General features: G+C 58.9%; 25 protein-coding genes. 17 read left to right on the top strand and 8 right to left on the bottom strand.

Annotated elements, in window-relative coordinates; translation table 11 throughout:
* Nucleotides 1-18 precede the first annotated feature (18 nt).
* From BPRO_RS26945 to BPRO_RS26920, 5 genes are all read right to left on the bottom strand, one after another.
* A complete protein-coding gene (locus BPRO_RS26945; RefSeq protein WP_011486223.1) occupies nt 19-1,095 on the bottom strand; it encodes a tyrosine-type recombinase/integrase in 1,077 nt (358 codons plus the stop codon).
* Nucleotides 1,096-1,176: 81 nt separating this feature from the next.
* Nucleotides 1,177-2,403, bottom strand: a complete 1,227-nt coding sequence (locus tag BPRO_RS26940) for a site-specific DNA-methyltransferase (protein WP_041390657.1) — start codon at nt 2,401-2,403, stop codon at nt 1,177-1,179.
* A 750-nt stretch (nt 2,404-3,153) separates the two neighbouring features.
* Nucleotides 3,154-4,254, bottom strand: a complete 1,101-nt coding sequence (locus BPRO_RS26930) for a hypothetical protein (RefSeq protein WP_011486221.1) — start codon at nt 4,252-4,254, stop codon at nt 3,154-3,156.
* Nucleotides 4,241-4,522 (bottom strand): hypothetical protein, encoded by a 282-nt coding sequence (locus tag BPRO_RS26925; protein ID WP_011486220.1) that lies wholly within the window; start codon nt 4,520-4,522, stop codon nt 4,241-4,243. Before BPRO_RS26925 ends, BPRO_RS26930 begins: the two co-directional genes overlap by 14 nt.
* Nucleotides 4,523-5,145: 623 nt before the next feature.
* On the bottom strand, nt 5,146-5,838 hold the full coding sequence (locus BPRO_RS26920; RefSeq protein WP_011486219.1) for a hypothetical protein: 693 nt from the start codon (nt 5,836-5,838) through the stop codon (nt 5,146-5,148).
* A 182-nt stretch (nt 5,839-6,020) separates the two neighbouring features.
* Between BPRO_RS26920 and BPRO_RS30290 the strand changes: the two genes are divergently transcribed.
* The 3 genes from BPRO_RS30290 (at nt 6,021) to BPRO_RS26910 (ending at nt 7,630) form a co-directional block, all read left to right on the top strand.
* On the top strand, nt 6,021-6,599 hold the full coding sequence (locus BPRO_RS30290; protein WP_198141074.1) for a tyrosine-type recombinase/integrase: 579 nt from the start codon (nt 6,021-6,023) through the stop codon (nt 6,597-6,599).
* Entirely contained in the window at nt 6,482-6,754 is a 273-nt protein-coding gene (locus tag BPRO_RS29140; protein WP_369794734.1) for a tyrosine-type recombinase/integrase, read from the top strand. Before BPRO_RS30290 ends, BPRO_RS29140 begins: the two co-directional genes overlap by 118 nt.
* A gap of 102 nt (nt 6,755-6,856) precedes the next feature.
* Nucleotides 6,857-7,630: a Crp/Fnr family transcriptional regulator gene (locus BPRO_RS26910; protein ID WP_011486218.1), complete on the top strand. Its 774-nt coding sequence runs from the start codon at nt 6,857-6,859 to the stop codon at nt 7,628-7,630.
* A 78-nt stretch (nt 7,631-7,708) separates the two neighbouring features.
* Here BPRO_RS26910 and BPRO_RS28270 read toward each other — a convergent pair whose 3' ends face one another.
* On the bottom strand, nt 7,709-8,854 hold the full coding sequence (locus BPRO_RS28270) for a hypothetical protein (RefSeq protein ID WP_157046069.1): 1,146 nt from the start codon (nt 8,852-8,854) through the stop codon (nt 7,709-7,711).
* 25 nt (nt 8,855-8,879) lie between these two features.
* Between BPRO_RS28270 and BPRO_RS26900 the strand changes: the two genes are divergently transcribed.
* The 11 genes from BPRO_RS26900 to BPRO_RS26860 all read left to right on the top strand — a co-directional run bounded on the left by BPRO_RS26900 (nt 8,880) and on the right by BPRO_RS26860 (nt 15,237).
* Nucleotides 8,880-9,566: a tyrosine-type recombinase/integrase gene (locus BPRO_RS26900; RefSeq protein WP_011486216.1), complete on the top strand. Its 687-nt coding sequence runs from the start codon at nt 8,880-8,882 to the stop codon at nt 9,564-9,566.
* A 31-nt stretch (nt 9,567-9,597) separates the two neighbouring features.
* A complete protein-coding gene (locus tag BPRO_RS26895; protein WP_041390650.1) occupies nt 9,598-9,876 on the top strand; it encodes a type II toxin-antitoxin system RelE/ParE family toxin in 279 nt (92 codons plus the stop codon).
* Nucleotides 9,877-9,884: 8 nt separating this feature from the next.
* The gene (locus tag BPRO_RS26890) at nt 9,885-10,169 is read left to right on the top strand and encodes a HigA family addiction module antitoxin (protein WP_011486214.1); all 285 of its coding nucleotides are present in this window, start codon (nt 9,885-9,887) and stop codon (nt 10,167-10,169) included.
* Complete coding sequence (locus BPRO_RS26885) at nt 10,166-10,408, top strand: hypothetical protein (RefSeq protein ID WP_011486213.1); 243 nt, start codon at nt 10,166-10,168, stop codon at nt 10,406-10,408. The genes BPRO_RS26890 and BPRO_RS26885 overlap by 4 nt, the downstream gene beginning before the upstream one ends.
* Nucleotides 10,409-10,678: 270 nt before the next feature.
* Entirely contained in the window at nt 10,679-11,080 is a 402-nt protein-coding gene (locus BPRO_RS29135; RefSeq protein WP_157046068.1) for a hypothetical protein, read from the top strand.
* A 17-nt stretch (nt 11,081-11,097) separates the two neighbouring features.
* Nucleotides 11,098-11,580, top strand: coding sequence for a hypothetical protein (locus BPRO_RS29130; protein WP_157046067.1), 483 nt, complete (start codon nt 11,098-11,100; stop codon nt 11,578-11,580).
* 6 nt (nt 11,581-11,586) lie between these two features.
* Nucleotides 11,587-12,147, top strand: a complete 561-nt coding sequence (locus BPRO_RS26875; protein WP_011486210.1) for a hypothetical protein — start codon at nt 11,587-11,589, stop codon at nt 12,145-12,147.
* Between the two features lie 104 nt (nt 12,148-12,251).
* A complete protein-coding gene (locus tag BPRO_RS26870) occupies nt 12,252-12,953 on the top strand; it encodes a toll/interleukin-1 receptor domain-containing protein (RefSeq protein WP_011486209.1) in 702 nt (233 codons plus the stop codon).
* Between the two features lie 21 nt (nt 12,954-12,974).
* On the top strand, nt 12,975-13,508 hold the full coding sequence (locus tag BPRO_RS29355; protein ID WP_157046066.1) for a hypothetical protein: 534 nt from the start codon (nt 12,975-12,977) through the stop codon (nt 13,506-13,508).
* A 266-nt stretch (nt 13,509-13,774) separates the two neighbouring features.
* Nucleotides 13,775-14,272, top strand: a complete 498-nt coding sequence (locus BPRO_RS30285; RefSeq protein WP_011486207.1) for a hypothetical protein — start codon at nt 13,775-13,777, stop codon at nt 14,270-14,272.
* A gap of 380 nt (nt 14,273-14,652) precedes the next feature.
* Nucleotides 14,653-15,237, top strand: a complete 585-nt coding sequence (locus BPRO_RS26860; protein WP_011486206.1) for a hypothetical protein — start codon at nt 14,653-14,655, stop codon at nt 15,235-15,237.
* A gap of 188 nt (nt 15,238-15,425) precedes the next feature.
* Here BPRO_RS26860 and BPRO_RS26855 read toward each other — a convergent pair whose 3' ends face one another.
* Nucleotides 15,426-15,746 (bottom strand): hypothetical protein, encoded by a 321-nt coding sequence (locus BPRO_RS26855; protein ID WP_232291624.1) that lies wholly within the window; start codon nt 15,744-15,746, stop codon nt 15,426-15,428.
* A gap of 487 nt (nt 15,747-16,233) precedes the next feature.
* On the opposite strand from BPRO_RS26855, the gene BPRO_RS26850 reads away from it, so the two are divergent.
* On the top strand, nt 16,234-16,944 hold the full coding sequence (locus tag BPRO_RS26850; protein ID WP_232291623.1) for a hypothetical protein: 711 nt from the start codon (nt 16,234-16,236) through the stop codon (nt 16,942-16,944).
* A gap of 129 nt (nt 16,945-17,073) precedes the next feature.
* Here BPRO_RS26850 and BPRO_RS26845 read toward each other — a convergent pair whose 3' ends face one another.
* On the bottom strand, nt 17,074-18,285 hold the full coding sequence (locus BPRO_RS26845; protein ID WP_011486202.1) for a DUF4236 domain-containing protein: 1,212 nt from the start codon (nt 18,283-18,285) through the stop codon (nt 17,074-17,076).
* Nucleotides 18,286-18,512: 227 nt separating this feature from the next.
* Here BPRO_RS26845 and BPRO_RS26840 point away from each other — a divergent pair, with 227 nt between their 5' ends.
* A complete protein-coding gene (locus BPRO_RS26840; RefSeq protein WP_011486201.1) occupies nt 18,513-21,191 on the top strand; it encodes an AAA family ATPase in 2,679 nt (892 codons plus the stop codon).
* A gap of 394 nt (nt 21,192-21,585) precedes the next feature.
* Nucleotides 21,586-22,359 carry a hypothetical protein gene (locus BPRO_RS26835; protein ID WP_041390642.1) on the top strand — a complete coding sequence of 258 codons (774 nt, stop codon included), beginning with the start codon at nt 21,586-21,588 and terminating at the stop codon, nt 22,357-22,359.
* Nucleotides 22,360-22,498: the final 139 nt, after the last annotated feature.

The following is a 22,498-nucleotide window of genomic DNA, read 5'->3' as shown; positions in this document are numbered from 1 at the left end:
TCGTTGGCCAGGATGCACCTAGTACCTCACCTCGGCTTTGACGTGCTTGAGCAGCCGCGTCACGATGCCGGGATCCTTCGCTCCACAGCGCCTCATTACCTCAGTCGTCGTCACTCCGTTATTCAGCCAGATCACTATGCAGGTGTTCCTGAGCGTGTTCGGTCCGAATCGAATCTTGATCTCCCGGCCTTCTTCACTGCAGGCGAAGAGAGCCGCGCTGATGTTGTACAGCAGGCGCGCGGTAAGTTTCTCACCTGCGGTGGCCCCCACCAGTAGCTTTTCATGGTCCGCCGGTGGCCGCTCCTTGCCGATAACCCGCACTTGCATCCAGTCATGCAGAGCTTTGCTGGTGCGCGGATCCAGCAACAGCGTGCGCGAGAGCACCTCGGTACGCCCCGACACCTGAAGCGCGTATTCGGGGAAAGCATCGGCAGCTTGCCAGTTGGGGCTTTCAGGCTGAAGCAGTGGAAGGCCAAAAGTTGCGCGCTGATGCTCCAAGGCTGGCACCGCCGCGACGTCACCCACGCTCAAGCTGACGATCTCGCCGGCCGTCAGGCCACATCGCATCATCAACATCAGCGCCAGCCGGTTGCGGCGATCCTTGAAGGTAAAACCACCGGGAATCTGGTCTATCAGCGATATCCACGCATGGAAAGGCAGCACGAACGAGTCGGCACGCTCACTTTCTCGGGGTCTGACGTTATCGCCCATCGCTGGGTTTTCTTCGAGCAGCGAGCTCAGGACGGCAAAGGCATAAATATCGCGAATGATCCGCCAGTACCGTCGCTTTGTGACAGGGGAGGTTGGCGGATTCACCTTACCGTTCTGACGGGCTCTCGGCTGAATACCCTCGATGAAGGCGGCAATATCAGTTGGAGATGCGTCGGACCAGCTCTTTCCTCGCAGTGCGAGAAATTCACTCCACTTGTTCCACACCAGCCGTGCCTGGGCCAAGCCCTGGGCACCGATTGCCTTTGGGCGTGAGGGGTCGCTCTTGCGTGCGACCTCCCACTGTGCAAAAAGGGTCGAGTCGGCTTTTGCACTGGCCACAGCAAGCGGAGCATCAGCGGCAAAGAGATCAGGGGTGTTCAACATGGGTTGCCTTTGCGCAATGATTGAGGCGTTTGGGGACAAAGCAGATCATGCACACGCTGCCATTTTTTTCAAGTTCCACCGTCATGCTGCGAGCAGGTAGTCTTCAAGGTAGCCGTCACAGTCAAAGAAGCGCCGGCGCGCGCCCTCGATGTATTGCAGCATTTTCTCGCAACCGATCCAGCGTCGGCCAGTTAGCTCCGCTGCCAAAGCAGTAGTGAACCATCCTGAAAACGGATCAACGACCAATTGACCAGCTTCTGACAGGTATTCGACGAGGAATTTTGCCAGTGCAAGAGGGAAGGTCGCCCCATGGTTCGGCAAGCCCTCGCGGTTGACGAACTTTCGGACTTCGTCCTGACTCCGGCACCGGTGGGGAAATGAAAGGACGTTGGTCGGTATCTTGCCTGCTGTGGGGCGAGAGAATGCTCCTGGCCGGATGCGATTCGCACCGTCCCCATAGCTGCCTGTGCGGGCTTCTCCGCCTTTAGCGATCAGCTTGAGGTGCTGCGCCGAGTGCGGAAGCAGCACGCGCTGATTGTTCGCGAAAAGGGGCTTGTCTGAGTTTGTGAAGATCAAGATGGGCTCATAGCCGGTGTGCAGCAGGAAACGCTCTTTGCTTGCCCATGCGATAGGACCCGGGGCCTTGGTCGAATCCACCCAGCAAGCCTCTTCCAATTTATTTAGACCGAGTCTCGAATGCACGGCCAGCACTAGACGTTCCTTGAACATCGACCTCAGCGGGGTACCTTTGAGAAAAACATCATTTGTTAGGTTGAGAGCGACGCACGCCCCGGCCGCCAGCCGCCGAACTACTGGCTCCAGAGCGTGGCAGATGAAGTCAACGTATTCGACCTCGCTAACTGCGCCGTAGGCGCGTCCTTTGGCGATGGGGTAAGGCGGACTCGTGATCACGCAGTGAACCGGTTCTGTGATCTGCGAAAACACATCCTTGCAATCCCCCCACAGTGCCAGGCCCAACTTGGTGGAAAAGCCCAGAAGAATCGCGCGGGGCGGTGCTGGAGTGAGGTCGCCGCGCGATTCTTTTGTTGAGCGCCATACCCCGCGTTCTCCAGGGACCTTTTCCAGCAGTCCCAATCGGCGGAGCGACTGTTGGGCCCAACGAATTTTACGCAGCATCGGATTGTGCAAGTCGCCAGCTTTCCCAACAGGGATACGCTCAAGCAAAGCTCCTTCCGGGATGACATCATCCGTAGCTAGCCGCTTATACAGATCGGCATTCGACAGGGTTCCACCGGCTTCGTAAGCTGCTCGAATGGGTTCAAAAAGGTCCGCTTGCTGAAAATTCATAGTGATCGCTTTGCCCACCAGACCTGGGCATGTGCCGGGGGGCCAACCGCGACCCCTTTAGATCACCTTAGAACAGAACCCAAAAACTTCAAGTAAGTCTCAGGGCTGCGCCTGCAGCCGCGTGGCGATTTTGAACGCGTGCGCTTTGCTGTAGAGCTTCATTAGGGCTGGGAGGCCGCCCTGGGCGAATATGGCGGCGAGCTCCTCCGGAGTTCGGCGCGGCTCTTGGTAATGCTTGCCTTTCACCTCGCGAACCCATCGGAGATATCGCTTTCCTGCCAGCTCGATGGCAAGCGTCGTCGGCGAACCTCCCATTCCCCATCGACAACGGATAGGCGCAGTGCTGCCAAGGCCAGATCCATATCCGCGAAAAGTTCGGGGTCGCTCTCGGGAAAGCCGCGCAACAGTCCGTCTGGTGTCAGGTAGAGGGGATCAGAGAACTTCCGCCGGCGAAGGCTTCCATTCGTTTGTCCGACATCTGAGACGCATTCAACCGTGTAGCGCGCCGTGGACAGAGCGCGAAGATGGCTAAATCTGCCCAACCCCCAACAAAGTAAAGTTAGCTAACCAGCCCCCACTCAAAATCAGGCGTTTGCCGACCCAAAAGTTTCGCCAAAGCTGCCCTTGGGCCCGGCATGCCCCACATGGATCTGGTTGCGAAAGTTGTTGTTTTTAGTGGATGAATTCATGTCACTCCCGTGTTTTTGATGTTGCTGCTGGATGGTGGGTGCTTTTGATTCGCTCAAGGGGCTAAAAGCCATACGGCATCTCTGACCAGGCCTTGAGCACGCGGTAGTCATGCTCCGGCAAGACGACGAGCCCAGACTCCGCCGCCGTGAGAATTTCACTCCCGACCCAGTCTCGAACGCGGTTGCCATGCAGCATGAAGAAGTACCAGCCGAACGGGACCTTCACACGGCGGTCCAGCGTCTCCAGTTTCCCGAGCAAGGCGTACACGCTCTTTACCGACTTGATCTCGGCCAATTTGGACGAAAAGGTCCAGCTGGGTGTAATTCCGATTGAGCGGTCGCCGTGCGGATTGTGCTTGACGCCGGATCTGTCCCAGGTCTTCATCACCCAGTGGTCGCAGAGCCTGGCTCCGCTGCGGCCGGCACTGGAAACGGTCCAGTCATTGAACAGCCGTCGTTCCTTCGACGGATAGCGATCAAAACCCGGGCTCATTTCGGCATAGGTTTTGATTTCGGTCTCACCTGTACGGCCGTCGGTGAGCTCGAACCGCCTGCGGCTGGCCACGGCGCGCTGGTCGGCTTCGACGGCGTCCAGTTCTGCCATGAAGAGCTTCATGTCTATAACTTCCCTCAGGCTGTACGAACTTGGCCGGACCCGAGCGCGAGCCTCGCCCGAGAAGTGCGGGCCCGCGGCCGATTGCAGGTCATAGTGGTCGCGAACCGAAAACCACGGCTTTGCGTCAAAGGCGGGCCGGTCCAGGAATTCATCTTCCTGCCAAACAGTGAGCTGCACGAAATTGTCCTGATGGGCGCCGCCTCTGTCGTGAACGAAACTCAAAACTGTCAGTTGGCATGCTGTGAGCAAGTAGCCCAGCGGGGCCAGGCGGCGTATCGTCTCGGCGGCATTGCCCCCGTCCTTGGCCAACTCGGTGTGCAACCACGACTCGTAGTCGTTCGCAATGTGGTCGCCGGCGGCGGTTATGACACGCTCCCGCGCTCTTGTAGAACCGGCCTCAGTCAGCACGAGCTTTGCCGCGCCCAGTCCATGCTCCGCGCGGATCACCTTGCCCAGGTCATGGTGCTTTTCCTTGGGCACGCACCCGGCGATGCGTTCGGCCAACCCGTCGGCCGGCACCCGGTACGTCACATTAGGCGTTTTCATGACTCCCACCTTCCTCGGTTTCCCATTGCGGCGGGAAGTCCGCGTTGTCAAAGAAGCGCTTGCCACTGCTGGTATCAATGCCGCAGAAAACATGTTTCTCGTCCTGCAGGTCATCCTTGTCTCTCTGCAGCGCATGCGGACTGTCGTATTCGGTGGCAGGCACGCCCGGCTGCGCCACGTCGAAGCCCTGCGCTCCGAGATGGTCGCCGCGCACCCGCACGTCCTGGTAGACCCTGGAGCCTTCGTTCCACACCTGCATCCTGAACATTCTTACCTCCGTTGAGCGCATATTTAACCGCAACAGTACGCGATTTCTCCGAGAAAGCTACGCCTTGGAAGGGAGCGACAAGCCCCGGTCCCTCGGCGCCGGCAACCACCAGCCTGAATCGACTGCTACGGCCCGCGCGGCCGCAATCCTCCATTGTCAGCGAGAGAATTTCATTTACAACAAACCGCCGTTCATCCGTCCGCGCTATTTCCTACCCCCCGTCTTGATCGACCGTCCCCTTTCGCTCTCCTCGCATCCCCTCGGCCCCAGCTCAAGCGGGACGCGCCTCGCGGCGCTCGAAGAGTCACCAAGGAGGAGGGGGCGCGGTCTCGATTGACGAAGACGAATGTTGTAAATGAAAAATAGCCTGAAAAATGGACCTGCGCGCTGCCGGCCGGGGCCGGGGAGCATGAAGGGCGAGGGGAAAAGGCGGATTCGAGCTTATTTGCCCGGATTGAAGCGGCAAAGCAAGGGGAAAATCACCGTGCGCGCACCTGGTGGGCGCTTCATTCCCCCGTAAGCGGTAAGCCGACGGCGTCATTGATTATGTGAAGGATGTACGGTATCGGTGCGTGCGTGTCGGCCAGGCCACGAAGGACATGCTCTCGGTGATGTCGGCGGTTTCACTTTGTTGTTCTCGGCGCTGTTTCCGCGATGCACTCGACCAAGTTCAACGCAGCCAACATCAGCATCTTTTGCGTCTCGGTTTCGATGCCGAGCAGGTGGTGCTCCTTGAACTTGCCAAAGACGAATGCCAGCAGCTGCTGCTCGGGATGATCGGCGATGGCGGCCGAAGTGGCTTGCACTTGCTGCTGTTGGGTCATGCCTTCAATGAAGCGCACGCGCGCGGAAATGCGTCTGAGGCACCGTTCCTGAACGTCTTCGGAGATGATCGGCCAGGCTCTCCCGCTGATCTTCATCGCCTCGTAGAAGACGAGTAGCAGGTTCAGCACCACTTCGATTTGCTCAAGGGTGGCTCCATATCGCTGAAGGACGAGCACCGAAAAGAACAGGTTTGGCTGTCGGGCGTGGATTTCTTCGGCCAGCCGCTCGCGATCCTGGAAGGTCATGCGATCGAAGCGCAGCACGGCTTCCACGAGAATTTGGCTTGAGATCGATGTCATGGGACGATTGTCCAACGCCGCCGGTAGGTTACGAGGTGGCCCGTTGTCTACGCGCCGGCTCGGTGCAAGTCCGAGCGCAGCGGTTGCTCGGCGAAGTGTTGCTTCCACAGCCGTCGTGCCTGCACCATCAAAGCGCCGCATCACCTCGATCCAGCCCTGCTCGTTCGGCCGCCGCCTTCTGTTTGCCTTCATACCGCTGTTGCTCCACATCTGTTGACGATGCGTGCATTGTCGAAACAGATGGTCGCCGCAGGAAGAACGCCGCAGGGTTACCGGTTACGCTGCGCTGGATCAGCCGGCGCCGGGCGCAGCCCTTTGCCTTGGGGTGGGCGCCTTTTCGCGGCCAGCTGTCCCTCGCCGCGCAGAAATTAAGCTTGAGCACATTGCAGTCCATGTTCGCCTGGCTGGTCAACGCGGGCTATCTGGCTTCGAACCCCTGGGTGCTGGTGTCACGCCGGCTGGACGATGCACCGCTGGTGCTGCCGACGTCGCGCTCCATCCCGCGCGTGGCGTGGGATGCGATCATCGACTACCTGGTGGGCGCCGGGCCCCAGCCTTCGGCCGTGCGGATGCTGTTTGTCCTGCGCTTCGCGCTGGCCACCGGGCTGCGCCCCGCGGAATTGATTGCGGCCCAGCTGGGGCATCTGGCCGATGCCGGCGAGAGCGGGGTGGTGTTGTCGGTGGTGGGCAAGGGGGGCAAGGCCAGGCTGGTGCCCGTGCCGGGGGTGGCCCTGGCGGCGCTGGATGCCTACCTGGCGGCCCGCGGCCTGGTGCGTGGGAACCAAGAGCGCAAGCGGTGCCGCTGGTGGCCTCGACGCTTGATCCCCGCGCGCCGGTGTCTTACCGGGTGTTTCTGCGCTCGTTCCAGTCGTTGGTCCGCCGGGCGCTTAATGCGTCCGGCCTGCCCCAAGATGTGCAGCAGTGGGTCTGGGCGGCGACCTTGCACTGGCTGAGGCATACCCACGCGGTCCGCTTCGTGGAGGCGGGCGGGGCCATCGACATCCTGCAGGAAAACCTGGGGCACGCCGACGCCAAGACCACGGCGGTGTACTACCAGGGCGAACTGTCGCGACGGGCAGCAGCGGTCGAGGCGGCTTTTGGTAACTGAATAACCACAGCAAGAGCAGTGCGTTCCCGCATTACAAGGTGTTGCAGCGCTAACATCAAGATGTTGATCGAGGGGGCATGTCGGGTCGTTTAGAGGAGTTGCTTGTCAAACTATGCCGTCCAAACACTGCGCCGGGCCGGGATTCCCGAGCCTGTTGCCCGCAGTGTGGCCTCAAAACTCAAAATCAAGTCCTATGATGCGCAGCACATCATTTGGACCAAGGGCGGTCAGATTGACTCGTGGCAATTCATCATGTCGGGCCTGGTGGCCGCCGCCGCTCCAACCCAAGGCGCCCAGTCTATCCCGATCAAGATTTACGGGCCTGGCTCCTGGTTCGGCGAGCAGCCCATCCTCAACCGCATGCCGTCGTACCTTGAATTTTCCTGCCTGACACCGACCCAGGTCATCACCATGCCAACGGCCTTGCTGTGGGAGATTTTTGATACTGAGCCGGGGTTCTCGCGGTATATCGCCAAGCTGACGGCTTGGCGGGTTCAGAAGGCAACGGAGATGCTGATGTTGATGAAACTGGGCAACCCCTGTTTGCGCGTGGTGATGGGCATCGCGCAATTTGCAGAGGCGCTGGCTTCCCGCTCGGAGCGCCCGCCAACGGACGGCCTGGATGGTGGGATAGAAATCCCGGTTAAACAGAATGTTATCGCCTCACTGTGCGGCGTCTCCAGGACGCTGGTCTCCGAATATCTGCAGCGACTGGCGGCCGATTGCTGGTTGTCCGTCAGCTATGGACGGATCGAGTTGTTGTCGATTGGGGTGTGGCAGCGGTTTACCAGGTCCCGGCGTGTGCATCCCATGCACCATACCAACCCGACGATGGATGAATTGCTGATTGAGTTATACCGGGCTTCTGTGGTGTAAGCCGCCGCGATATAAACTCCAGAGGTTTTTCAACTGTCCTTCGAGAGTCGCCACAGGCCGCCTTAGATCTGGCTCAGCTCACGGGTTCAAGTCCAGCCGGTCTTCTGACAGGTCCAGTTGACTGACATCGTTTCGGCATACCCAATTCAAGAGAGGTTTCCTCACGGCCTGCCTCTCAAAGCCTGCACTCGCGCGCTCGAAAGCATTATCGACATCGCGCGCGGCTTCAATCTTTGGCCAGTCATTCCGCAGCATCGAAGGGTCCGACCCGCGGAATACGCTAGCCTGGCCTTGCGTGTTGATCACAAGAAACTGCAGCTCCACTGCATCCAGCATCTTTGCGATGGCGCCGCGTACGACAGGCGAGCACGGATCGACAAGGGCGTGGTAGTGAGCGAAACCGTAGAACTCAAAAGTGAAATAGATGCCCTCAACACAGTCCTTTCCGTACAGCGCATGACCAAACCGAAAACCACTGGCGCCGTTGGGAAGAGGTCCATCCAGCTTTAAAGCGAATACACCGCTTTGCTTGCCGCCTTCCTCGATCACACCCAAACCCAGCGCTGGCGGCCCGGCCAGCAGCAATTCCTGAACAAACGCTCCGTTGAGCGTGAGTCGTGGCAACGGTCCAGCGGGCGTAGGTTCCGGCCCTGGCTGCCGAATCCGAGCCACCAATGCTTGATAGCGTGGACCTAACTCGTGAGCGACGCGCGATATGGTGTCCCAGCCTACCATGGGATCGTCCAGCTCGCCACGCTCAAAAGCGCGTGCCAGATCAGCGCCCAGCTGACTCAGTTTCAGCCCTTTGGCCAGTTTGTCCGGGTCTTCGATGAGAAAACTTTCTCCCCTCAAGTCCTGCAATTCAGCGAGGGAAAGCTGAATGAGCTGGCCAACGGTTGCAGCGATTGGAGAGGAAGCCCTGCGTTGCTGTTCCGCTGTTGAGGTCGCGCCTTTGGTGGGCTGTTTGGACTGACGCTGAGGTTTTCGCATGGAGATTTTTTTAGAGACGCATGCCAGAAATTGGACCTGGCGTTGAAGCCTTGTACCGGAGCACAAATTCAAGTCTAAAGGATATTGCGGCGACAGGCCAAGCCGGTGCCATCCAACTTTAGCTGCGCTGAAATTGCACGACCTGGCCACGTCTTCCAACTTTCCTTTTAGAGCCCATTCCACGCCAGTTATCATCGAAAAAGAGCCTGCCAGTGGCTCTCTCTGTTTTTCCATGTCTGCATCGAATTACAGAGGTCAAATGTCAAAAATCAAACGCGCCCAGCCACTCCACCAAGGCCAGTTCTCCCGACTTGTAAAAATCACTCAAGCCACGTCGCGTTACGCCGAGCGGGATGTTCTGGTGCTCATGCTTGGGCACCACTGCGGTTTGAGAGTCACCGAAATCTCTAGGATCACGGTCGCAGACGTGATGCTTCCCTCCGGCAAGCTGCGTACCGAAATAAGCTTGCGTGAGGCGGTCACCAAGGGCTGTCGACAGCGCTGCGCGTATCTGGTCACGCAACCCCTGATTGCGGCCCTAGACGCTTATTTGGCCTATCGGCTCGCCCGTGGTATTGGCACTGAGTTGGGCGCATCTACGTATCGTGGGCTGTTGCCTCATCAGCCACTGGTCTACAGTAGTCGCGGCACCGGCATGAGCCAGAACACCAAACGTCGCACCCTTGAGACTGGGGAACGCCGGGATTACCGTGCATGCGACTCGCTGAGTCACTTAACCCGGTTGTACGCCAAGGCGGGGATCAAAGGTGGCTCCAGCCACTCTGGGCGGCGGACTTTCGCTGGCAAGGTTCTGGCCGCCACCGGGGACATGGATACCGTAGCGCAGCTGCTGGGGCATTCCAGCATGGATTGTTCGCAGCGGTACATTGACGTTAAACCGGATGTTTTGTGCGACATGTTCGCAAATGCCGTTCTGACCTTGTAGCCCGATGCGCTACGCACTACAATACTCAAAAATGATCAAGAATTTTCGACACAAGGGGTTGCAGCGCTTTTTCGAGAGCGGTAGCAAGGCTGGAATACAAGCAGCCCATGCGCCCAAACTGCGCCTCCAATTAGCCGCTCTTGACCAGGCGATAAAGCCGGAAGACCTTTCCGCCCCGGCCTGGTCTTTGCACCCGCTGAAAGGCGATTTAAAGGGGCATTGGGCAGTGACCGTCAACGGAAACTGGCGATTAGTCTTTTGTTTTGAGGGCACAGACGCGGTGCTCGTTGATTACCGCGATTACCACTGAGGTTTGATATGACTCGCATGCACAATCCGCCGCACCCAGGCGAAGTCCTTCGGGAGTATTTGGGTGAAATTACTGTGACTGAGGCCGCTTTGCAGTTGGGTGTAAACCGGGTCACGCTCTCCCGCGTGGTGACGGGATCGTCTGGAATTTCCCCTGACATGGCTTATCGGCTGGGCGATGCCTTTGGCACCAGTGCTGAACTGTGGGCCGGTATGCAGATGCAGTACGACCTCTACCAGGCAGGAAAGATGAAGCGCCCGAAGATTCGCCGGATGGCAGCTCAATTCGCATGAGCACGCAGCAGGAATTTCTTCGGTCTGCGATGGGTGAGCTTGGAATGACCCGCGATGCGTTCTGCGCTCGCCTGGGGTGCGCCAGGCGCACCCTGGACAAGTGGCTGCTTCCAGGGGAGTCCAAGGACTTCCGCACGATGGACGAGACGATCTGGAATTTGGTGCGAGAAATCCTCGCCCATGAGAAGTTGAAGGCAGTCCACGAGCGGGTTAAAAAGAAAGTTTCAAATAGTTCTTGATATATCCCCATTGGGGATATATACTAAAGCCAACTGAACAAACAGTTGAAGAGGCAGAATGAAATTTGCCCTCTTGGCCTACACGGTAGCAAACGCAGAGCAGACGCGAAGTGTTCTGGTGGTTGTCACGCTCAAAGGTAACAAAGTGGTGGCCGAGCTGAAGTAGACCGAACCGAGAAGCCTGGCGTGCCGGGCTTTTCAGTGCAGTCCGCACACCGACCTCCATGGAGGCGGCGCCAAGAAGAAAAACTCATCAACAAGGATAAATCAATGAAATCAAAATTCACATTCTTGGCTGCGGCCATGTTGTCACTCTCTGCGATCGCGCAAGCCCAAAACGCTGCCTGGACGGTTAATTCGCAGGACAAGTCACTTTCCGCGTTGGTGGAACGCTGGGCTCAATCTGAAGGTCGGCATGCCAAGTGGGAGGCTGCCGCTGACTTCCCTATCTTGGATGCCGCTGGCCTCAATTCTGCGGCGAAGTTGAATGGCGCAACCTCGATGACGAACGCGGTGGATCGGCTGCTCAACACGCTGAGCACGGTTGCCGTTGACAAAGATGGTGCCCCAGGCCCGAAAGACATCGGCTACTTCGCCTGCAGCTTCTCAACAGGCAAGGTGGCAGTCGTGATCCGGTCGCGCGGACAGCCGGCCTGTCCGAAATCACTTTGAACATCGAGGAAAGCATTATGAAAGTCGTCAAGCCGGGTCTGGTTCATGAATACGTGAATTTCGACTGCGTTAGTCACTGTGAAGCGCATATTGCCTGTTTGGAAGCGCTCGACCCAATCGCCGGGCAGTCTATACGTGCAAAGGCCAACAATATCGTCGCTAAGTTCGGCAGCATCCGTAGCCGCACCCATGAGTTGCAGCGCGAATGCAGTGTGGCACTGGATAGAGTTGGACCAACCGGTCTGTATTTCGGCATCCCCAGTGTGAATAGCAACATGGCTGGATTTTGGCCGGAAGTATGGATCGAAGGCGCAACGGCTCGGAATCCGAAGGGCGTGCCTGATTCTGTTGCTCGCGCTCTCGGAAACGTTGTACTCCAATCGAGGACGGCTATTCGATGGACGCTGCTCTCGATGCCTGGCGCGCCGGCGAAAGCGCTGACGCGCACGCTGCGGCGATCATCGCCACCCGCACCCACTAACACGACCAGTTCAAGGTAAAGAGTCATGTCGCTGAGCACAGTTGATGGGTGGCTTTTTGGTGGCGGCTACCCCGGCAATGGATCGGGTTCTACCAAGTCAGGCATCCTGGCTTTTCTGTCTTATAGCGTCCCCGCCTCCTCGGCAAGCTCCCAGCACCACTGGCTTGAAATTGATGAACAAGTTGACGGCATGAGCTGTGGAACCCTGCGGGCGTATATTCTGCCTCTGCCTGTTTCGGATGAGATGCTTGAAAGCATCCTGACGGCAACTGATTGGTCTGGAGAGGACCGTAGTGGCTGGCGGCACGATCTTTCCTGGCACAACACCCCCATGGACTCGCCACGCGATCCGACAGTGAGAGCCTATGTGCAGGCGGTTTCTGCGCTTGGGTTGATGTTCACGCCGACTGAAGGCATGCAGAACCAGCCGTATGGCATGCGGCTCGCCCAGGCAGTTTATCCGCTCGACCCTACGGACGCGAATCTCAAGGCATTGGGGTTGACTGGTAGTGTGGCCGGCATGCTGGGTGAATCCGTTGACCCCAACAGGCATGCACTTGTGCTGCTGACCCCCAACGATGATTGATGAAGGAAACCTGTAGATTCCACCGTGAAGCCCGGCGGGCCGAGTTTCCCAGTGCATTCCGCACACAACGACCGTCAGATAGGCGGCACCAGGAGGAAAACGAGATGGCTAGATGCACAGCACCAGTACGTGGACACAACTCTTCGGCGGCGGCGGCGGCCTGCCCTGCATGCAGTTCCCGCAGCAGCTACAGATATGGCGGTTATGGCGGCGGCTACGGATCGTCCTACTCCTCGTCGGGCAGCACCGGGGGTGGCTATAGCGGCGGCGGCAGGTCCAGCAGTAGCTCAAAGCCGCGCTGGTCGAGAGCAGGTTCGTCCGTGTCGTACACGTCTGCCCAAGTGCAGTCGCTCACGCCAATCCGCCAAACCATTGAGACGCGTGCAGCGGCGCAACCTGACCTTCGTGACGTTTTCCTGTGCCACGCGTGGGACGACCGGCAGGGGGCCGCCAAGGAGCTGCACGATTTGCTCGTGGTGGCTGGCGTCAAAGTCTGGTTCAGCGAGAAGGACCTTGGCCTCGGCGTGCCGATGATGCGCGCCATCGACAAGGGCTTAACGAATTCGCGTATCGGGCTTGTGCTGGTGACCCCTGCGCTGCTGCGCCGCCTCCCGCAGGAGGGCATCGCCGACAAAGAGCTTTCGGCACTCCTGGCGCGTAACCAGCTCGTTCCCATTGTGCACAACACGACGTATGACGATCTCCGCAATGTCAGCGCCATGCTCGCCTCCCGAAGCGGCCTGGACACTGCAGAAGATTCAATGGCGGTGGTCGCGGCAAAAATCGCCGAGCTTGTTGCTCTCTAGCTAACCCTCAAGGAAAACAATATGTCGGAAATCGAGCATTTGCTAATGAAGACACGCGATGCCGCGGCAGGCGGAATCAACATGCTTTCCACGGGGGAAGCCCTTGCCGCCGCACTTGTGTTGAATCGTTCAGACTGGCTGGCAAACTTGGGGTACACAATTCCCCAGGCGCTTGATCGTATCGGGCCTGAGTGGGCGGCGCTGGTCCCAGTAGCAGCCAAGATGATTGACCAAGCAAACGCGACACTAGCAGTCGTGGCAAAGACAGCCCGCGATGAGTCCGCGCTATCCACGTTGTCTGCAGCGGACGGAGATGTGGACGTGATCGCCGACTTGATCACGTATGGGAACGCGCCAGGTTACCGGGATGTCAGCTTTACTATCGATGTGCGGCGCTTCGGCGTACCTGCAAAGCACCGTTTGCGCGTACAAGTCGGCGCGCAAGACGGCGAGACGATGGCAAGGCACCTGATCGAGGTTCACCGTCAGGCTTGGAGCGACCGAGGGCCCATAGACGTCAAACCGGGTGAGCAGCGCCCGCGTTGGATCGATTAAAGGCCAAGGTGTCGGCGCCGCTTGAATATTGACCCATGAGGAATAAACCCGGTCGCGCACCAGACACCCTGGCGGTGCCGTTTTTTTGATTTTTCCGAAATTCTTCTGGCAGCTTCGTTCCAGGATTAGAATCACCCTGTTCAACACCGCTCGCGCTGCGTTATAGCGCCTGAGTTTGCACCGATTGAGGTTCAAGCTAACACCAACCCGGACGGGCACCATCTGCCCATGCAGGCAGTGCTCTCCATTCAATAGGAGATCAGAAAATGCTGATGAAGCAGCCTAAATACCCACAAGCGACGGATTTGCAAGACACGCCACCGGTGCCGTGTGAATTCAATGTCGGTGACGTGGTGACTTTCACGAATGATTACGGCGCGAAATTCCACAACAAGCTTGTCACTGGGTTCGCGCCCTCGGTGGAGTACGGTCGGTTCGTATATCTTGATAAGGATGCCTGGTGGTTTCCAGTGAACCCATCTCAGCTGTCACGTTCTGTAGCGGGTGGCCCATCCATCACCAATGCGATGCCCGATGCAGGTCGGAAACTGGAGAAAAGGCTTCCGGTCGTTTCCAAACCAGACCATTACGACGCATTCAACGGACGCGAATCAGCACCGTATCGTATTGCCCGAAGCGAAGCCGCGGCAGGCCTGCGATTGATGCGAGCTGCTGTACGTCGCGGAAATGGACGCATTACACAAAACAGTCGTGGCGTGTACACACTCGTGGGCCACAACACCTTGGTGTTGTCCACCCGATAGATCTACCAAAACCACCCGGACGGGCACTCGATGCCCACCGGGCCGGTGCTCTCCATACCAGGAGATAGGGAAATGTTGTCGACCCAACGTGTTCTCGCGAGCGAAAAACGACAGCGCTTCTTTGGCCACCTCCGTGCCACAGAAGTCTTGCCCGTCTACCACCTGATCCGCATAGCGCGGTCAAGTGCTGACTACCACCCGCGCGTGCGCGCAGCAGCCTTGCGGCAGCTCGTTGCACGGGCACCAATCGAAGTAACGCACGGGCGCCCGTTCGCCGAACGGCGACGCCTTGTCAGGTCCCACTACGGGATCTGAACTCATCAACCCGGCGGGTACTGCCCAATCGGGCCGGTGCTCTCCATTCATCAGGAGATAGAAAAATGGTCAACAACCCATTGAGGCCGATCGCGTTCTCTGGGGGAGTCAAATCCGTCAGTGACGACGACCTCTGCGCCACGTGTAAGAACTTCCAGTATGTGCCAGGTGAGCTGAGCGGCTGCTCTCTGAGCTGGCCTAGAAGCGAGGATGGTGATGGATACGTTCAGGAATGTTCGGAATTCAAAGCCACCTCGGATGGGCACCAGCTGCTCCCAACCATTTCGCCGAATGATCGCACCACGGTCGACGACGCCTGCGCTGCAGTGGAAGCCGGCGCCTCAGGCCCTGAAGGACGATCGGTCCTCGAAATCGAATTCGACAACCAAACGGTCGCCGACCTCGCAAAACAGTTTGTGACCGCACTTCGCAGCAAGGTCGGTGACGATGTGTACCTGCAGATAGTTGCGCTCAATAAGGCCGAAACAGATCCTGGCATCTGTCACAGCCACGACTTCGTCGATGCCAACATGGTGATGGCCATGGCCTTCACCGCTGTTACAGGAACTGAAGTGGATGTTCGCAGTTCCAGCCAGTCTCTACTGTGGAGCCGTTCCTGGGCGCAAGCAGTGCGTGACATGAAGCTATGAGCTAGTGGAGTTCCATTCGAACTCCACTGGCTATATTTGAAACCCTCAAGGCCACCTTTCCTCACGGATCGGTGGCCTTTTGGGTTTGTGATTCAGGTAGCCGGTGACAGGGCGAAAGCCCAGATCTTTGTAAACGAGCCAGCATAACGGCCAGCATACCTTAAGCATGCCGAGGCCTGGCGCCGAAATTACTTGCCAAAAGGACGGTTTGGCTTGAGGGCCTCGCCTTTTTTGGCGCATTGGGCACCTTGAACCATGCCGGCCGCCAGGATGCCGCCGCCGTTGACCGAACAGCTGTATTCGACGCCGGCCCTGGTTTTGGCGGTGTACGTCGTGTTGGTACCTTGTTCCTGACGGTTGCTCACGGTCACATCACCAGCTGGCACGCCCAGAGTTTGGGCCGTGTTGTTGGTAAGGCGCTCATCGGACAGAAGCTGGCTTGCGCAGCCGGTGCTCAGAACGACAACAGCGGAAAGGGCGGACAAAGCGAGGATGCTACGAAATTTCAAAAGAGTTCTCCAAGTTGTAGACAAGAATTTAAGCCGAAAGGCGCCTGTGACAATAACTCAAACTGTACTCAGTGCCCGACGGGGAAACTGTTGAGAGTTTCATGAGACACATTCTGTGCTATTGATGATGCAGATTAGCTCAAAGTGACAATTGATCAAGCCGGTTTGAATGGATCCTTTGTCACTCTGTTTCTCGAATCGCCTCGATCACCACTACCGGACCGCATCGGGTCTGTCGACCGCGTACAGGTCATTGAAGCCCATCTGGCTTTCTACATAAAGACGGAGCGTGTTTGCGAGGTTCTCCCAAGCATGTTGGATGACTGTCTTCATTTTTTACGACGACTATGGTGGCAGTGGTTCGGTTTCATGCATCTCTCCCTAATTTTTTAAAAGGATACAGGACACTTCGGCAAGGTGCTCTATTTGCTGCAACCGGGGGAGAGGGGTAGGCCAGCACAGGAGGGCTGGTGACGCGGAAGCTCACTTGGCGAGCCATTTCCTTGCACCGCCGGCTTTAGAGCCGGTATTGTTACGCTCGGACGTCCACAACAACAAGACCCAAGGGAGCCACATGCCACCATACAACTACCCAGCCAAATCGCTCGATGTCCAAGCGCGCTTGCTCAGCCTCGGCCTCACACCCGAACGGTTGATGCTCATCGGCGCGTTTATCGTGACCTATGGCCTGTTCGAGACTACGCTGGAGCGTGCGCTTTGGACCCTGACGGAGACTGACGTCAACGGGTTACGGCCGTTTACCGAAAAGATGAAGTCAGAAGACCAGTTCAAGCGTCTCGGTGAGGGCAACCCCAAGGTGAGCGACAAGTGCAACGCCATCCTGAAGGTCGCTGCGCACGCTGCCGAGGACTTGAACGAGTACCGCAACAGCCTAGTCCACGGCTACCTCCTGTCGTTCGGCCGCGAAAGCGCGCCTTCATTCATGAAGAATCCCGGTTGGCACGGCGTAAAGCGGAACAAACCCGTGGGCGATGCGTACATCGACGAGCCCTTTCAAGACTTGGTGCTCATCGCAGCCTGGACGTTGTCTGGGCTAGTACGGCACGTCGAAAAGTCGCTGACCGAGCCCGAGTCTCAGCGAGCCATTGAAGCCATCGAGGACGATGTGCGTCGTGCAAAAAGATACGCAGATGAAGCTCGTCACCTGCGTTCGCTCATGAACCACGAAAAGTACTAGAGCGGCAAGGTTTCCGCAGCGGTGTCGTCAACGCTAAGCGTCCGCTTCCGCATTCAGCGACTGTCCGCCATGGGCGGCGGACGTACGGCTACCGACGCCTATACTTCTCTTGCCTGCGCGGGGCGGGACTCACGCAAGGTGCGGCTGGATCGGCCTGAGCAGAGCGCCCTTGGTCATATCGCGTCGGAGGTCGAACTGGGCAAGCGCCTCGCTCGGATCGACCTGGGCTAGCCCCTTGAAGTTGATGCCTTCCCACTGTGCCCGCTCGATCTGTACCGACAGCAAGTACTCGTCACGGATTTGGCCGTCAGCCTTGCTGGGCCGCTGGGAGTAGCCGGAAGTGATGACGCTCTGGACGGTCGGCAGGGCGGCAAACACCTCACCAATGAGGCGAAAAACGATGCCGTGGACATGGTCCGAATAGAGCTCTTGCACCTTGGCTCCAGACATCTGCTTGACAGACAGCTTCAGGCCACGCGACGGCACCGCTGCGAGCTTGGTGGGCATATGCTCGACTTCTGGGAGGTCCACATCCAAGGCTACGGCTTGGCCCTCGTCGCGAATGTCGAAAGTCACTTCAGTTTCCCGCGGCCAACCGATGTCCTCAAGGGCATTGGATAAGTGCTGTTCCATCGCCTTTGGGTCGTTGTAGATCGCCCGCTCGATGAAATCGCGACTCTGAGCTACGGCTTTCTCGTACTCAGAGTACTTGCCGTCCCAGCTTTGCAACTCGCGCTCGAATCGCTGCTGCGCCTCGGAATTGCTCTCCGCGATCTTGTTGGCTCTGCCCAGAACCTTGTCCACGAATCCAGGTGCGGCTGGAATGGGTCGGACCGGCTTTTTGACGTCGAATGGGGGCGCCACGAACTTAGGCTTCACTCTTGGGTCCGGGGTTTCGTGATGCAGGCACCCGAGCGCCTCAACCTGGGAGTTGATCTGCTCGCAGGTTGTGCGGATCAGGTTCTGTATGGCCTCCCGGTTTTGCTTCTTCGCCTTTTCCACCCAGTGCTCCGGCATGGGTTGACCGTATGCGTCCTGGAAATACAGCGTTCCGTCGTCGGAAACGCCACAGGTCATCTTGACGCTTGTGCCGGTGAACGCAGCCGGGTCCGAAGGGGCGAAGCTGTCGGACGGCCGAGCACTGGCGTTCGGGCTGCCGGAGGTGAGCCTGGAACGCGAGTACAGGCCGCTTCCGGGGATGCCGGTATTCAAATAGGAGCCGCGCGTTCCGACGCCTAGCGAGAATCCTCGAGGGCCCAGCGTGAAGGATGAACCGCTTCCCGAGATGTTCCAGCGGATGCCTGGCGCGAGCTTGATCGACTTGCGAAAGCGAATTGCCATGTCCCTCTCCTCAATCTTGTGCGGTCATTATTGCGCAAGTGCTTTAGCGGCATTTCTGGCCGATTTCGGGCGTTCCGCAAGCCTTTGCGTTGGCGGAACGCACGGTGGCCACGGTCATGGCTTTGTGCGGGAAAATAGTCATCGGGCAGCCGACGCCCCGGGATGGGGTAAGTGACTAGCGAGACTAGTCGCAGGGCAACAAGAGAAGAAAACATCGAAAGGGCGACATGGCATCTTCCAAACGAGACTTTGAACGGTTCGTGGCCTGGCTGCATCAGCCGGAAACTCAGGCCCCGCCAGATGTGCGGCGCCTCGCGAATCTCGCGCTGGCCCACTTTGACGGATTGGCGCGAACCTCTCGCCAGCACAGCCAGCGGTCTATCTATTTGGTGGACCACGCTCGCAGGTCTTTGGCCCAGACACCCGACGGGCCGCCCAACATCCAAGCGGTGGCAGCCGACGGCACCTGGCCATGGCAACGGCTGCGGCACCTGACCCTTGGTCCTTTCCGGGGCTTTCGCACGCCAGAGCCCTTTGACCTGCAAAAGCGGGTCATCCTGTTTTACGGGCCGAACGGCAGCGGAAAGACCAGCCTTTGCGAAGGCCTGGAATACGCCCTGCTGGGCTCAGTCGAGGAAGCTGAGACCAAGCGCATTGACGGCAGAACCTATCTCGCCAACGTCCATGCGCGGCGCTTTGAGGCGCCGGTCCTGAGGGCGACCGACCACCAGAACCGGGAAGTCCCCGTGGCGGCCAGCGCCGACACCTACCGGTTCTGCTTCATCGAGAAGAACCGCATCGACGCGTTCTCCCGAATCGCCGCCCGGCCGCCCGCCCAACGCACCGAGCTGATCGCCACGCTGTTCGGCATGGACAAGTTCAACGAATTCGTGGGCCATTTCAACGAATCGATTGACCAACAGCTCGTGATGGTGGCGGCCAAACAGCAACTCTTGACCGCCCGCCGCACCGCCCTGGCCGCCGACCAAACCACGGTCAACGGCGAAGCCCAAGCCTTGCTGGGCCTGACAAACGAAGAGGACGCCCTCGCACTCACGCACTCCGCGGGCATGACGTATGCGGGACTCAAGGCGCTCATTGGCACCGCCGAGGCCCCCGGCCGCCTGCACGAGCTCGAAGCCATCCTCAACGCCGTGCCGCCTGCGGCTATTGGCCTGGCGCGCCAAGGGCTGCTCGATGGCTTCGAGGCGGCCCGCAAGGGCCATGAAGAGCTCGCTGGCATCATCGCCAAGCTCGACGCCCGCAGCAGCCAGGTGTCATTCAAAGATCTCTACACCGCAGTCCTCGCGCTGCAGGCCACTGAAGGCGACCATTGCCCGGCATGCGACACGCCCCTCGCTGGTCAGCCCCATGTCGCTGCCAACCCCTACGAAAAGGCCACCGCCGGCCTCGCGCAGTTGAAGGAACTTGGCGAACGCCAAGATGAGCGCAAGACCGTTCAGGACAAAGTCGCCACGGCTTCGCGCGAGCTTCGCCGGCAGCTCGCGACCCTCTCCGCGTTCGTCGCGGCCCATGAGGAACAAGAGACGCCCGTGGGGCGATACTTGGCCGGGCTGGCGGCCGAGCCTGCCGGAGACTGGTGGGCGGCTGTCTATCCCGCGCGGCCCGAGCAAGGGGTCAACGCTGCGGCCAACGCTGTGACTCTCGAGCAGATTTTGGCTGTTGCCGACCGCGTGGCCGCGCAAGATGCTGCCTCGCTGCTTGCCCGCCAGGAGCGACAGCGCAACATTGCCGAACGCGATGGGCTCAATGCATTCCGCCTGGCTGTCCAAGCCCAGGACTTGAAGTGGAAACAGCTTGTCGATGGCGTGGCGGCGGCAAGGGGCCGGATCGCGGCATTTGATGCGGCCAACGCGGCGCTCATCGGCGAGGCCGCCCGAGAAGCGCGGGACATTGAGCGCGACGCCCCGATCAAGGCCGCATACGACCGCTTCCTGACCTTGCTCAGGAACTACCGCAACCAGCTTCCCGGAACCCTCATGGCTGGCCTCAACGAAACGGCCATGAACCTCTACAACGAGTTCAACCGGAATGACTTGGACCCCGACAAGCTCGTGGCCCTTCACTTGCCAGTGACTGGCGACCAGAAGATCGAAATTTCCTTCCGAGGGAATCCGCAGGTCCGTGTGGACGCCTTGCGCATCCTCAGCGAGGGCCACATCCGATGCCTGGGCCTCGCGATCCTGCTCGCCAAGGGCCAGAGCATCCAAAGCCCGCTGATCGTCTTCGACGACGCGATCAACGCCATCGACCACGACCACCGCAGCGGCATCCGCGAGACCATCTTCGAGAGCGACCACTTCGCCCAAACGCAGCTCATCGTCACCTGCCACAGCAACGAGTTCATCAAGGACATCCAGCAGCACTTGCCCGCGCAGCGGCGCAACGATTGCCAGGTCTACCTGTTCCGCAACCACTCCGGCAACTACCAGCCCAGAGTGACTGGCAACGTCCCAAGCAAGAACTACGTGGTGAAGGCGCGAGCGTCAAAGAACGCGCGGGACGACCGCGAAGCCCTGGCCTCATCTCGGCAAGGGCTCGAGATGCTGTCTGAAAAAGTTTGGCGCTGGCTCGCCAGCCATGACCTCGGTGTGTTGAACCTGCAACTTGCTGGCGTCGGCGCCGAGCCTGGCTTGCGCAACCTCTGCGAGGCGATCCTCAAACGGCTGAACGACGCGGCGACCTTTGCCCACGCCAACAAACCCCTGCTGGCGGCCGCTTATGGCCGGATTCTCGGCATCCCGGCCGCCAATCTCGTGTGGACCTACCTGAACAAGGGTACGCACGAAGAAGCGAACCGGGACGACTTCGACGCCGACCTGGTGGAGTCCGTGGTTCAAACTCTTGAAGAGATCGATGGACTCGATCTTCGAGCTGGGCGATAGGTCATAGCCCTCAGCCAACCAAGGTCGGTGTCGGGTACTGACAGCGCAAACTTGAACAGGCGCTCTGGGTCTGAAGCGGGCATTGGTGCGTTGTTGACAGAGAAGGCACGTCGTGTAAATTAAACTTGTTTACGACTTTATGATGTCATGTTGTTAAATCGAAACGCCGCTAACCCGCATGGATGCTACGGTGCTGTTTACGACTTTAATTGCGAGGAATACTGGACAAAGATGTTCGCCTCCTGAATGCTAAAACAATCACTGACACCGATGGGATTGGCGGTATCTCAACCACGTCATAAGATGGCGTCCGAATCTCGTACGAGAATTTGTGATGCACCCGCCCGGCGCGCGAGGCTTGAAATCCGATCGAGGTCAGGTACCCTTGGACAACATGACTGTCCAAAACTCTCAGAAGCAAAAACGCCCGCGCATCTTCTACTATTTGAAATGGGTGCTGATCGCGTTATTGGTTGTGGCTGCAGCAGCACAGCTTTTCCCGTTCCGCTCCGGCGAACAGCCGGCAATTCTATGGGGCAGGGTTTGTGAAGGCAAGAACTGCTCCGCTGCCGCCGTCCTGCGTGGCCCCATTCCCGAAAACGCCAATCCGATCCTAGCCCAGCTGCAGCGTCGGGCGGACGTCAAAACCCTGTGTTTTGAGTCTTTGGGCGGTCACTCTTCGGGTGGGAGGGAGCTGGCGGTCTGGCTCGATGACCACGGCTACGACACCTGCGTGCCAAAGGTGCGGAAAGCGCAGGCATTCTGTGCATCAGCCTGCACCGTGGCCTTCATCGGTGGCCATCAGCGCCGCGTCGATCCTGGCGTCAACTTCGCGATTCACGGCGCGTACATGCGCGTGTTGCTGTCCGAGCCGCCGGATGTCAGTGATGGCACCCCGGGACAATTTCGATTCCCATCGCAGCCCTGGCTCGGGATTTCCCTGGCGGTGAACAAAGGAACTGCGTGGATCGAGCTGACCACGCTCCGGGTGTGGACCAGGCCCAGTGAACAGCGGGATCGCTTACTCGCAGAAGTAGGGCAGGTGCCCGGCCACCTCGTAAAGCGAGTGACAACGGCTGATCTCGTTCACTGGAAAACAGTCACGGTGCCGCCGGCCGTGCCCTTGGTGTTCTACCCAGAGGGGCCTGCGGCGCCTGAGCAGCCCTGAAAGCCCGCGCGATTGTCACTGCCTTGCCGGAGGCCGCAGAAGCGGCTAAACTGGAGGCTCTCGGCGAAAGTCGCGACGGTCAGCTTGAACCGCTAATCAGCCTGTGGAACTCGTGAATACGATTCCTCTTTGCCTACGG

Source organism: Polaromonas sp. JS666, from assembly GCF_000013865.1.
GTDB lineage: Bacteria > Pseudomonadota > Gammaproteobacteria > Burkholderiales > Burkholderiaceae_C > Polaromonas.
The sequence above is the reverse complement of the archived record's forward strand: the minus strand, read 5'-3'. Positions and strand labels throughout refer to the sequence as shown.

Coding starts and splice junctions, on each gene's coding strand:
- BPRO_RS26945 (WP_011486223.1), bottom strand. CDS start 1,095: ATGTTGAACACCCCTGATCTCTTTGCCGCTGATGCTCCGCTTGCTGTG.
- BPRO_RS26940 (WP_041390657.1), bottom strand. CDS start 2,403: ATGAATTTTCAGCAAGCGGACCTTTTTGAACCCATTCGAGCAGCTTAC.
- BPRO_RS26930 (WP_011486221.1), bottom strand. CDS start 4,254: ATGAAAACGCCTAATGTGACGTACCGGGTGCCGGCCGACGGGTTGGCC.
- BPRO_RS26925 (WP_011486220.1), bottom strand. CDS start 4,522: ATGTTCAGGATGCAGGTGTGGAACGAAGGCTCCAGGGTCTACCAGGAC.
- BPRO_RS26920 (WP_011486219.1), bottom strand. CDS start 5,838: ATGAAGGCAAACAGAAGGCGGCGGCCGAACGAGCAGGGCTGGATCGAG.
- BPRO_RS28270 (WP_157046069.1), bottom strand. CDS start 8,854: ATGGAAAAACAGAGAGAGCCACTGGCAGGCTCTTTTTCGATGATAACT.
- BPRO_RS26900 (WP_011486216.1), top strand. CDS start 8,880: ATGTCAAAAATCAAACGCGCCCAGCCACTCCACCAAGGCCAGTTCTCC.
- BPRO_RS26895 (WP_041390650.1), top strand. CDS start 9,598: ATGATCAAGAATTTTCGACACAAGGGGTTGCAGCGCTTTTTCGAGAGC.
- BPRO_RS26890 (WP_011486214.1), top strand. CDS start 9,885: ATGACTCGCATGCACAATCCGCCGCACCCAGGCGAAGTCCTTCGGGAG.
- BPRO_RS26885 (WP_011486213.1), top strand. CDS start 10,166: ATGAGCACGCAGCAGGAATTTCTTCGGTCTGCGATGGGTGAGCTTGGA.
- BPRO_RS29135 (WP_157046068.1), top strand. CDS start 10,679: ATGAAATCAAAATTCACATTCTTGGCTGCGGCCATGTTGTCACTCTCT.
- BPRO_RS29130 (WP_157046067.1), top strand. CDS start 11,098: ATGAAAGTCGTCAAGCCGGGTCTGGTTCATGAATACGTGAATTTCGAC.
- BPRO_RS26875 (WP_011486210.1), top strand. CDS start 11,587: ATGTCGCTGAGCACAGTTGATGGGTGGCTTTTTGGTGGCGGCTACCCC.
- BPRO_RS26870 (WP_011486209.1), top strand. CDS start 12,252: ATGGCTAGATGCACAGCACCAGTACGTGGACACAACTCTTCGGCGGCG.
- BPRO_RS29355 (WP_157046066.1), top strand. CDS start 12,975: ATGTCGGAAATCGAGCATTTGCTAATGAAGACACGCGATGCCGCGGCA.
- BPRO_RS30285 (WP_011486207.1), top strand. CDS start 13,775: ATGCTGATGAAGCAGCCTAAATACCCACAAGCGACGGATTTGCAAGAC.
- BPRO_RS26860 (WP_011486206.1), top strand. CDS start 14,653: ATGGTCAACAACCCATTGAGGCCGATCGCGTTCTCTGGGGGAGTCAAA.
- BPRO_RS26845 (WP_011486202.1), bottom strand. CDS start 18,285: ATGGCAATTCGCTTTCGCAAGTCGATCAAGCTCGCGCCAGGCATCCGC.
- BPRO_RS26840 (WP_011486201.1), top strand. CDS start 18,513: ATGGCATCTTCCAAACGAGACTTTGAACGGTTCGTGGCCTGGCTGCAT.
- BPRO_RS26835 (WP_041390642.1), top strand. CDS start 21,586: ATGACTGTCCAAAACTCTCAGAAGCAAAAACGCCCGCGCATCTTCTAC.